Raw genomic sequence first — 10,934 nt, forward strand, 5'->3', positions numbered from 1 at the left:
GTTGTCCAGCAACAATGTCGATGCCGCCGTGCTCTTCGACATCGACGGCACCCTGGTCGACTCCAACTATCTGCACATCGACGCGTGGCAGCGTGCCTTCGCTGAGGTGGGCATCGGGGTAGAAGCGTGGCGCATCCACCGATCCATCGGGATGGACGGATCAACCTTGGTCAAGACGCTGTCCGACGACGCGCCCGATGACCAACAAACCCGGCTGAAAGACCTGCATTCGCAGTACTACAAAGAAACGGCCACCATGCTGCAGCCGTTGCCGGGCGCGCGGGAGTTGCTGCAGAAGGTGGCCGACCTCGGCCTCAAAGTCGTCTTTGCGACCTCAGCGCCGGAAGACGAGCTGAAGATGCTGCGCGAGACTCTCGACAGCGACCAATTGGTCGCAGCGGTCACGTCTTCAGATGACGTGGACACTGCCAAACCCAAGCCTGACATCATCGAGGTTGCCCTGGAACGCGCAGGAGTTTCTGCCGAACGCGCGGTCTTCATCGGCGACGCGATCTGGGATGCTGAGGCCTGCGTTCGAGCCGACGTACCGTGCATCGGGGTGCTCAGCGGTGGCGTCTCCCGCGACGAACTCCGGGACGCCGGCGCGGTAGAAGTTTTCGAGAACGCTGACGACTTGCTGCGGCACCTGGGCGAATCAGCGATTGGCCGATTGCCGCGCGACGCGGACTAGATTGGCCGGTTGCCGCGCAACGCGACTAGGGTGACCAAAACCGAAATGGGCCCAGTCCGTAACGGACCGGGCCCATTTCAACGAGACCTACTGGTTTGCCTTCTGACGCTGCTCGGCGGCTTCGGCGCCACCGCGAGCCGATTCGGCTTCCGCTTCCTTCTTGGCCGCGTCGCGCTGAGCGTCGGCCTTGTCCTGCTGGGCCTGACCCTCGCGCTTGACGTCATCGCGGCCAGTTACGGCGCCGATGACTTCCTTCGCCTTGCCCTTGACGCCCTCGACGACGCCTTCGATGCCCTCTTGGGGGCCACTCTTGTCCGCCATGAATTCCTCCTGCGTGCTAATCACTTACATGGCGACCTCGCGCTTGATCGTGTGCGCTCAGCCAACAGGGGCATTTCCAGCACCCCCGCGACACCAGGGTTTCCGAAGCGTATGGGGATCAAACCTACCTGTGGGCACGGTCACGCCAGCTGCGGCTGCGGTTGCGGCTGCGGCGTGACAGAAGCGTTGACTTGCGTGCAGGGTTCAGCGCACGTCGATTCGAATCAGTTCGGCATCGCGTGAGCGGATGGCCAGCGGGCACCCGACTCGCGGCGAATCCGGCATAGTTGCCACGCGAATATCGTTGCCTGCCAGGTCAGTTCGTGTGTCAGGGCGATAGCCAGCATCGCCCAGTGCCGATCGCAACACACAACCGTGGGACCGAGCGTGGGCGAGCGTAACCCGACCGCCGCACGCATCTTTTTCGCGACCGCAATTTGCTTATCGCACAGCATATTTCGTGGCGTATCGTGACGAGTCGTGTGGTCCGGTAGCCACGGCCGACGGCTTCGAGGCGGCCATATCTCACGGCCGCACCTGAATACTGCATTACTGCCCGTCCAGCGAACATGCGGTTGATCCCGTCGCAGGGATAGGCTGATACTCAGGTGGCAACCCGGCAGGGTTTGACCGCTTGAATAACGGGAATTCGCGCTAGACGCGGTAGCGAAGGAGGCGATATGTCAGTGACCGACGCGATCGGGAAGATCCTGAGCTTCGCCCGGGCCGGCTATCCCAAGGGTGTTCCCACTACCGACACCTTTGCGGTGCTGGCGGTGCTGCCGCAGAGCCTTCCCAACACAACACTGGGCGCCGATATTCGCGGCGCAGTGCACTGACGCCGCGGCCCACCCGTGGCATGATTCAACTCCATGCCACCGATCACCACCAGCGACGACGAGAACATTTTCTCGGATCGGCTCGCGGCGGCACAGTGATTCACAACGGCATCGTCGCGTTCTTCCAGACGGATCTCGCCGAGGAACTCGAAAACGTTGCCCTCCCGGTACCGGTGAGGCACAGCCAGCAGGAGCTTCTGCGGTCATGAAGATTGCGCAACTCGGTAACCTGCACGTCGGTCGGATCGGGCTGGGCGCCATGGGGATGTCCGTGGCATACGCCGGCGCAGGCAGTGACGACGCCGAGTCGATCCGGGCCGTGCACCGTGCGATCGACCTCGGCTGCACCCTCATCGACACCGCGGAGGTATACGGCCCCTACCGCAACGAGGAGTTGCTGGCCCGTGCTTTGCGCGGCCGACGGGACGAGGTCGTCCTCGCCACCAAATTCGGGATGATCTCCCACACCGGTCGCGATGGCCTGGACAGCAGCCCGGACAACATCCGCATCGCCATCGACGGCTCACTGCAACGGCTCGCCACCGACCACATCGACCTGTACTACCAGCACCGACTCGACCGCAGCACACCGATCGAAGACACGATCGGGGCGTTGTCCGATCTGGTCGCGGCCGGCAAGGTGCGGCACATCGGCCTCTCCGAGGTGGGAACACAGACCATCCGCCGCGCGCACGCCGTACACCCGATCACCGCCGTGCAGTCCGAATACTCGCTGTGGACTCGCGACCCCGAACCGTCAGTGCTACCGGTGCTGCGAGAACTCGGCATCGGGTTGGTCGCCTACTCTCCGCTGGGCCGCGGATTCCTCACCGGCGCAATACGTTCCACCCAGGAGCTGCCCGACACCGACTACCGCAAGACCAACCCGCGATTCGCCGACGAGCACTTTCAGCACAACCTGCGCAGCGCCGACCAGTTGGCGGCGATCAGTAGCGATGTCGGTGCCACCCCGGCGCAGGTCGCGCTCGCGTGGTTGCTCGCGAAAGGGTCGGACATCGTGCCGATTCCGGGCACCAAGCGCGTTGCGCGCATTGAGGAAAACGCGGCGGCGGACGAGTTGCAATTGTCGGCCGAGCAGCTGTCCCGGTTAGACGACCTGCTGCCCGCCGTGGGCGAGCACCACAGCGCCGCGCACCAGCATTGGATCGACCGGGACTAGATACTGCGGACCAGGGCGGCCGCCCGTACGTCGTCGCCGACCATGAAATGCATGAGCACCGAGTCGCCGCGGCTCGCCCAACGGATGGTCAACGGTTCGCCGTACTTGATCGGACTGCGATATTCCAGCACCGCGCGGTAGGGGTTGTTCTCCAATTCGGGCACTTGGCCCAGTATTTCGTGAACTCCATGCCAGTAGATGGTGTTGTTGACATGCTCGAACAGGTCGATGTCGGTGCGGCGCAACGGAAAGGGTGTAGCCACGGGATCTTCGAGTGCCTCGGTGACCCAGGGTCGCCACTTGAGCCGGTGGTCGTCGGTGGTGCTGCCGAAGCGTTCGATGCAGTAGTCGGTAAGCCGCGACGGCGTCAAAGTGTCCTTGTTCATGCAGATCCAAAAACCCTCGGTCTCGATGCGCCCGCCCCGCTCGCCGAGGAGTTGCACCCGCATGTTGCACCACCGGCTGGATAGCCCGCCACACCAACGGCGGAAGGTGATGTCGCTGGGTATCTCGATGGGCTCGATGACGTCGATCACCGTGCGCAGCACGATCCAGTGCGGATGTACCTCCGCCAGGTCGGCGTCGGCCAGATGTTCGGCACCGACCTCCTGGATATAGCGTGCGACGCCGTCCAGGCGCAGCCTGCGGTGCTGGTCAATATCGGATGTGGCTAGCCGCCAACCGGTTTGGTAGACGTAACCCTGTTCCGGCACGGGGACAAGGGGCACTGCCACGTCGAGATCGGGGGACACGGATTCTCCTAGCGGGGCACTGCCGCGGCATCGGTGAGCAGCTTTTCCAACTGCTCGCTGGCGGTGTTCAACTTGTTCTGGAACATCGACACCACCCGGTCACGCACTCGCGGCTTGTGCGAAAGCGGCGGCAGCAGGTCGGCAAGCAGATTCAACCGCGTCGTGCTGAGCCAATCGGTCAGGTCCGGGTCGTCCAGCCAGCGCTGGAAGTTGCGCAGGTCGGAGTGCGTCAACCGTAACCAGTCCACGTCGCGGTCGGGGTGCGGAATCGGCGCGCAGAGTTCGTTTTTGGTGTCGTCACAGTCGTAGGCGAACTCGACGTGCGCGATGAACGCGGCACTGAACACCTGCTGGCATCCGCGTACCGCCTGCAGGGCCAGGTTGCCGCCGTCGAAAACCGGTGTGGCCGAACGCTGCGGCGCTCCGTCCGCGGTGCAGTCGATGTACAGCGCGGACGGCGAGGAGGTGACGGAGCCGTCGTCCAGCACGATCGTGGTGGGCTCGATGCGTTGGACGTGACCCATCCTGACGACGTCCTTGATCCGGCGCAGCTGCTCGAATTCGGGCTGCGACACGGTGGCACATCGATACATCAGCGGGCGGACCTGCGGGTCGAGTCGCAGCAATGTGCCGGCCGCTTCGAGCCGGTCGAACAGGTCCTCGATCGAGGTGGCAGCGTCGATGGCCTCGAGTTGCGCGCCGTAGTTGTCCCGGAACTGCTTGATGAACGACGGTCCCGGCTGCAGCGTGGCCCGGTCGGTCAGCCAGGAATCGCGGGGCTTGATCCAGGTCAACCGGTCGGGGTCGACGCCGTGCCGCAGCAGCCACAGACAGACGTCCATGCCGGTCTTCCCGGCGCCGACGATGACGTAGCGCTCGCGTGGACCGAACTTCGGCAGCTCGTTCGGGGGGACGCAGTCAATGCCGGGGGCGACGTCGTAGGGGGCGGGCCGCATGGACGGCACAATGGCGCGCAGGTAGGTGGCATCCACGATGCGGCGCCGGACGTCGACGGCGTATTCCTCACCCGCCAGCGTCCGGAACCGTCCGTCTCCGAGATAGTCGCTCATCGGAAAGTATTCGACGCGCCCGGTGGGCAGGAATTGCTGTTGCATGACAGCGTCGAAGTAGGCGCAGATCTCGCCAACGGGGGCAAGCTCATTCAGCCCCTTGTTCCAGCCGACAACGTCGATAGTGTTGTGGCCCAAGGGTCTTGAGTTGACACCGTAATACGCCGACGGCTGGTGCAACCGGACGAACGGGTAGGCGGTGGTCCAGTGCCCACCCGGCTGGTGTGCACGGTCGACAATGACGATGCGTGCATCGGATTCGGTGATGACCGTGTCGGCGAACGCCATTCCCATGGCTCCGGCGCCGATCACGAGGTAATCGGTGTCCAATCTCTGGACACTGCCGGTCATTGCGTGCGCTCCCTCATGGGCGACACCATAGCGCCCTGGACAAAGCCTCGTTGCCGCAAACCGTGCCTGACTGCCGTTATTGCCTCAGGATTTCGCCCTGCGGTTTGGCACGCGGAGTTCAAGGGCCGCTACGGGTAAATTCGCTCAGATGGATCTCACCGTCGCGGTCGCCGATGGCGTCGCGCTGCTGACCCTGAACCGACCGGAGCGCCGCAACGCCTACACCGGGCAGATGGGCGACCTGCTCAACCGGGCCTACCGGCAGTGCGACGAGGACGACGCGGTGCGCGCCATCGTCGTCACCGGGGCCGGTGAGGCATTCTGCGTCGGGGCCGACTTCGGAACGGATCCTTTCGCCGCGCCGTCCGCAGATGTCGCTTTCACCGCCTCGCCGACCGATCCGGCGGCGTTCGAACTGCGCACCCCGGTCATCGCGGCGGTCAACGGCCATGCCATCGGCATCGGCTTGACCATCGCATTGCAGGCTGACCTCCGGATCATGGCTCGCGACGCCAAATATGCTGTGGCGCAAGTGCGTCGGGGCGTCATCCCAGACTGCATGTCGCACTGGACGCTGCCGCACCTCGTCGGCGGAGCCGTCGCGGCGGATCTGCTGCTGACCGGACGCACCTTCGACGGCGCCGAGGCCGCGGCACTGGGCATCGCCACCCGCGCCCTGCCCGCCGGCGCGGTGCTGGAGGACGCGATGGCGGTGGCACGCGACATCGCCGTCAACGTCGCACCGATGTCAGCGGCACTGAGCAAACGGCTGCTGTGGGACACCATGATCAACGGCTACACCCCCCGTCGGGTCGCCGCATTGGAGACGCAGTTGCATCACCGGGTGATGGGCAGCGCGGACGCCCGTGAGGGCGTCGAGGCGTTCCTGCAGCGCCGCCAGCCACGCTGGAGCGCCTCAGTGGCGGGGGAGTGGAAGCAGTGACCAGCTGGCGCAGCCGGGCAATGCCGCTGCTCCTCCGTGCGATGGGCAGGGCCAAAGCCTACGAGAATGCTGAAACTGCTCGGGCCCACATCGAACAACGCGCGTTGCACCCGCAATTGTTCGCTCCGCCGCCGCGGTTGCGCCCGAGGGTGACGATCACGCTGCAGCGCCGGTTCGACTGGCCGGTGTACACCGTGCGGCCGCGCAGCCAACCGACGGAACGGACCGCGATTTACCTGCACGGCGGTGCGTGGGTGAATGAAATCACCACTCAGCATTGGCAATTGGTGGCGCAGCTGGCGGTCGGCGTGGGTGCCGACGTGTTGGTCCCGATCTATCCGCTGGTGCCGTCTGCCACCGCGGCCGACGTGCTGCCCAGGATCGTCGAGTTGGTCCTGGACAGCTCCGGCGCATGCCTGGTCGGGGACTCCGCGGGCGGTCAGCTTGCGCTGTCGGCGGCGCTGGTGTTGCGCGACGAGCACGGTGTGGTCCTCCCCAGGACCGTCCTGATCTCGCCGGTACCGGATCTCGCGCTGGAAAACCCGCTCATACCCGCCGTCGAGGCGAACGACCCCTGGCTGGGCCGGGAAGCGCTACGAGTGTTCGCCGACCGGTGGCGCGGCGAGTGGCCGGTCGATGATCCGCGGGTCAGTCCCCTCGTCGGTGACCTGACCGGTCTGGGTCCGCTGACGATCTTCACCGGTACCCGGGACATCCTCAATCCCGACGCCAGACTGCTTGCCGAAAAAGCCGCTGCCGCCGGCGTGGACGTCGAGTTCCACGAGCAGCCGGGGTTGCTGCACGTTTATCCACTGATGCCGACCCCAGAAGGCCGCGCCGCGCGCGCCCGCATCGTCGCGAGCATCAAGCAATCATGACGGCCGACGAGCAGTACTTCGACCTCGGTTCCCACCATCGACCGGTGCGGACCAGCGACCCGAATGCGCAGGTGTGGTTCGACCGTGGACTGGTGTGGGCGTACGCGTTCAACCACGAGGAGGCGATCGTCTGTTTCGAGCGTGCGCTGGAACTCGACCCCGGTCTGGCGATCGCGCGGTGGGGAATCGCGTATTCGGTGGGACCGAACTACAACAAGGCGTGGGAGGCGTTCGACCCGGTCGACCGGCACGCGTCGCTGGCCCGCGCGCGTGCCGAGCTCGAATTGGCCGCGGCGGGCCGGGTCGACGAGGTCGAGCGCGGTCTGATCAGCTCGCTGTGGACCCGCTTTCGCACCGCGGACCCGGAGAACATCGCTGCGCTGGGAGCCGGGGGTGCTGCCTACGCGGACGCGATGACGGCACTGGCCACGGCGTATCCGGACGACCTCGACGTGCAAGCGTTGGCCGCGGACGCTCTGCTGAACGTGACGGCCTGGGCTCTATGGGACACCGCCACCGGCGAACCGGCCCCGGGCTCGCGGGTGCTGAAAGCCAACGAAATCCTGGAGAATGCGCTCACCCGGCCCGCGGGGCGAACCCATCCCGGGATCTTGCATCTGTACCTGCACGCCATGGAGATGTCGGCGACACCTGAGGACGCGCTGCCGGCGGCCGATCTGTTGCGCGGCCTGGTGCCTGACGCGGGCCACCTGCAACACATGCCCAGCCACATCGACGTGCTCTGCGGCGATTACCGCAGTTCCGTACAGGCCAATACCGCTGCGGTACAAGCGGATCAGCGCTTCGTCGCACAGCGCGGGCCGTTGAACTTCTACTCGCTCTACCGTGCGCACGATCTGCACTTCATCGTGTATTCGGCGATGCTGCAAGGACAGTCGCAGATAGCGTTGCAGGCCGCCGATGAACTTGCCGGCCAATTGACCCCGGAGCTGTTGTCGATCCCGTCCCCGCCGATGGCCGACTGGCTGGAAGCGTTTGTGCCGTTACGCACCCATGTGCTGGTGCGGTTCGGCCGTTGGGACGAACTGATCGCGCAGCCCCTGCCCAGCGACCAAGACCTCTACTGCAGCACCGCGGCGACCATCCACTACGGGCGCGGGGTGGCGCTGGCCGCGACGGGGCAACTCGCGCAAGCACATGCTGAGCGCGCCGCGTTCCACGCTGCTTACGGCCGCATACCGGGAACCCGCTACCTGTTCAACAACACCACCCGAGACATACTTGCCGTCGGCGCCGCCATGCTCGACGGCGAAATTGCTTATCGGGAAGGGTGTTTCGACGAGGCCTTCGGCCACCTGCGCCGCGCCGTCTCACTCGACGACGCGCTGCCCTACGACGAGCCCTGGGGGTGGATGCAGCCGACCCGGCACGCCTATGGGGCACTGCTGCTGGAACAGGGTCACATACCGGAGGCCGCGGCGGTCTATGCCGCCGACCTCGGCCTGGACCCCACCCTGGCCCGGTGTTGTCAGCACCCCGGCAATGTGTGGAGCCTGCACGGCTACCACGAATGCCTGCAGCGCCTCGGCCGCACCGCTGAGGCCACCCTCGTCGGGCAGCAGCTCAAACTTGCTGCGGCGCGAGCCGACGTGCCGATCCGCGCGTCCTGCGCGTGCCGCCTCGACGTCGCGTCCTGCTGCGAATGACGAGGTTCACGCCTGGCGCACCGGGTCGGCGGGTTGCCGGCTCAGCGTTGTCTCCGTAGGTGTTTCGCACAGCGCGACCGCGACATATCCGGAACTCATCGCCGGCGTCTGTGACAACGGGTCCACGGGTTCGCCGTCGATCAGCAGATTCCGGTTGACCCCGAAGGACTGTGGTGCCGAGCCGCCCCGCGGGTCGAAAACTCTTGACCCCCAGCCGTGGTCGAGCACGACCAGCCCGCGCCGCGGCCGGTCACTCAGCGCCGCCCGCACGTCGACGGCGCCGACGGGGGAGGACACCCGCACCAGGTCGCCGTCGCCGATGCCGAGATCTGCCGCGTCGGCGGGGTGGATCAGCACTTCACTGCCTTTGCCGCCGGGATGCAGGCCAGGAAGGTCGTTGAGGAAGGAGTTCATCGAGTGGCGGTGACGGCGGTTGCCCAGCTGGAATGGATAGGCGTGGGGCGCCTCCGGTGGTGCCGTCGCCAGCAATTCCTGGGCTCGTGCGACGAGTTCGGCGGGTGCGATGTGCACGCGTTTGTCCGCAGTGCGCAACGCGGCCGCGAAATGGCCGTACTCCCGGGGTCCGAGCACCATACCGTGCGGGTGGGCCAGCAGGTCACGCCATTTCAGCTTGCGGCCGTTGACCTTTCGGGACATGGTAACGATCAGGCGATTGATCCAGCCAGGGGAGAACGCCAGGGGCGGCCGGCGCGTAGCAGCGGCGAGCCGTCGGCTGCCCTTCACCAAAGCGTTGATTCCCTTGACGCCGAAGAGCGGGACATCCATCGCCAGAGCCAGGTCAACAAAGATCTGCCACTCTTCGCGCGCATCCGCCGGCGGCTCCACCGCGCGCACACCGTACTGCACGTACGGTTCGTCGTGCAGATTGCTGGTCAGGGCGAGCAGGTCGTCGCGCTCCAGCCAATGCACCGCCGGCAGCAGCCAGTGTGCATGGCGGTGACTTTCGCGTTGCACGAAGTCAATGGCCACCAGCAGGTCCAGTTGCGCCAGCGCGTGATCCAGGGCGTCTCCGTTCGGACCGGAGACGACCGGGTTGCCGCTGTTGATGACCAGGGCGCGGATCTGCCCTGGCCCGGGTGTGGTGATCTCGGCGGGTAATTCGCTTAACGCGTGCGCGCCGGCCACCATCGGTCGGCCGCGCAAGCGGGACCGGTGTTCGGATGGTTTGGCGGCGGCGGCCAATTTCATCGCGTCGATATAGCCGGGTTCGAAGCGGCGGCCGCCGGGGCGATCCATCCGTCCGGTGATCACGTTGAGCACGTGCCCCAACCATTCGCCGACGGTGCCGGAGACGTGCAACGAGATCCCGGTCCGGGTTACCGCCATGGCGGCCTTAGCCGTCGCGAAATCCCTTGCCGTACCTTCGATCTGGCTGCGCGGCACGTCGCAGCGCCGCGCGAGGTCATCGAGGTCGGCTTCGGCCACGAGCGCCCGCAGTGTCGGCATACCGCTGGTGAGACGCGCGCAGTCGCCGGGATGTTCAAGGTTCTCGTCGAGAATGACTTTGACCATGCCGAGCAGCAGCGCCCAGTCCTGGCCGGGGCGTACCGCGATGTGGACGTCGGCTTTGTCAGCAGACTCGGTGCGCAGCGGGTCGACGACGACGATGGTGGCGCCCTGCTGTTGCCGGGCCAACGCCCGCTTCCAGCCCCCGGGTGCGCTTTCCACCCAATTCCAGGCACTCACTGCGGGATTGGTGCCGACCAGCAGGAAGTAGTCGCAGTGGTCGATATCGGAGACGGGCACCATGATGGCCGACCCGTACATAGCCTCGGCCACCACGTGCAGCGCATTCTGGTCGACCGACCCCACCGCATAGCGATTCTGGGTACCGACGGCGTCCAGCCAGCCATTCATGAAGATCAGGTTCGACGAGGAGTAACCCGCCGGATTGCCGTAGTAGGCGGCTACGGCGTCCGGCCCGTCCGCACCGATCAGTGCCGCCATCCGCGCAGCGATGTCCAAGTCGAAGACAACCGGGTGCGCAAGATATCGCCGGACAAACAGAACCCGCACAGCTGGCGGGACTTCTGCGCGAAAGGACGCAACGCCGCCCAACTCGTCGAGCATCCCCGCCGCATCCGGACGCCGCTGCGCCGCGTCGGTGACCGGTACGTGCCGGCGTCCTGGGACGAGGCCATCTCGGACATCGCTGCGCGGATGGCGGCACTGATCGGTGCGGACGGGCCGGACGCCGTAGCCGCCTACTACGGCAATCCGG

At 65.9% G+C, this 10,934-nt stretch carries 10 protein-coding genes and 1 pseudogene; 7 read left to right on the plus strand and 4 right to left on the minus strand.

Features of this window, described 5'->3' with window-relative positions:
* Nucleotide 1: 1 nt before the first annotated feature.
* On the plus strand, nt 2-691 hold the full coding sequence (locus A5636_RS14565; RefSeq protein ID WP_065159351.1) for an HAD family hydrolase: 690 nt from the start codon (nt 2-4) through the stop codon (nt 689-691).
* Between the two features lie 87 nt (nt 692-778).
* Here the strand turns inward: A5636_RS14565 and mbp1 are convergent, their stop codons facing one another.
* Nucleotides 779-1,012, minus strand: coding sequence for a microaggregate-binding protein 1 (gene mbp1 / locus A5636_RS14570; protein ID WP_065159363.1), 234 nt, complete (start codon nt 1,010-1,012; stop codon nt 779-781).
* 680 nt (nt 1,013-1,692) lie between these two features.
* Here mbp1 and A5636_RS25600 point away from each other — a divergent pair.
* Both A5636_RS25600 and A5636_RS14580 read left to right on the plus strand, forming a co-directional pair.
* Nucleotides 1,693-1,851, plus strand: a complete 159-nt coding sequence (locus A5636_RS25600; protein ID WP_081287801.1) for a DUF3349 domain-containing protein — start codon at nt 1,693-1,695, stop codon at nt 1,849-1,851.
* A gap of 205 nt (nt 1,852-2,056) precedes the next feature.
* On the plus strand, nt 2,057-3,031 hold the full coding sequence (locus tag A5636_RS14580) for an aldo/keto reductase (protein WP_065159353.1): 975 nt from the start codon (nt 2,057-2,059) through the stop codon (nt 3,029-3,031).
* On the opposite strand, the gene A5636_RS14585 is transcribed toward A5636_RS14580, so the two are convergent.
* The gene (locus A5636_RS14585) at nt 3,028-3,783 is read right to left on the minus strand and encodes an acyl-[acyl-carrier-protein] thioesterase (RefSeq protein WP_065159354.1); all 756 of its coding nucleotides are present in this window, start codon (nt 3,781-3,783) and stop codon (nt 3,028-3,030) included. The genes A5636_RS14580 and A5636_RS14585 overlap by 4 nt on opposite strands.
* An 8-nt stretch (nt 3,784-3,791) precedes the next feature.
* A complete protein-coding gene (locus A5636_RS14590; protein WP_065159355.1) occupies nt 3,792-5,204 on the minus strand; it encodes an NAD(P)-binding protein in 1,413 nt (470 codons plus the stop codon).
* A 148-nt stretch (nt 5,205-5,352) separates the two neighbouring features.
* On the opposite strand from A5636_RS14590, the gene A5636_RS14595 reads away from it, so the two are divergent.
* From A5636_RS14595 to A5636_RS14605, 3 genes are read left to right on the plus strand one after another with little or no spacing between them, the layout of a single operon-like run.
* Complete coding sequence (locus A5636_RS14595) at nt 5,353-6,147, plus strand: enoyl-CoA hydratase/isomerase family protein (RefSeq protein WP_065159356.1); 795 nt, start codon at nt 5,353-5,355, stop codon at nt 6,145-6,147.
* Complete coding sequence (locus tag A5636_RS14600; RefSeq protein WP_065159357.1) at nt 6,144-7,025, plus strand: alpha/beta hydrolase fold domain-containing protein; 882 nt, start codon at nt 6,144-6,146, stop codon at nt 7,023-7,025. Before A5636_RS14595 ends, A5636_RS14600 begins: the two co-directional genes overlap by 4 nt.
* Nucleotides 7,022-8,692, plus strand: a complete 1,671-nt coding sequence (locus A5636_RS14605) for a tetratricopeptide repeat protein (protein ID WP_065159358.1) — start codon at nt 7,022-7,024, stop codon at nt 8,690-8,692. Before A5636_RS14600 ends, A5636_RS14605 begins: the two co-directional genes overlap by 4 nt.
* Before the next feature lie 6 nt (nt 8,693-8,698).
* Here the strand turns inward: A5636_RS14605 and A5636_RS14610 are convergent.
* Nucleotides 8,699-10,675: pseudogene (locus tag A5636_RS14610) on the minus strand (molybdopterin-containing oxidoreductase family protein); the annotation flags it as partial.
* 18 nt (nt 10,676-10,693) lie between these two features.
* Between A5636_RS14610 and A5636_RS26185 the strand changes: the two are divergent.
* Nucleotides 10,694-10,934, plus strand: a 241-nt coding sequence (locus tag A5636_RS26185) for a molybdopterin-dependent oxidoreductase (RefSeq protein WP_253900595.1), incomplete at its 3' end; no start/stop codon positions are given.

The sequence above is a fragment of the Mycobacterium asiaticum genome (assembly GCF_001673315.1).
GTDB classification, from domain to species: Bacteria; Actinomycetota; Actinomycetes; order Mycobacteriales; family Mycobacteriaceae; genus Mycobacterium; species Mycobacterium asiaticum_B.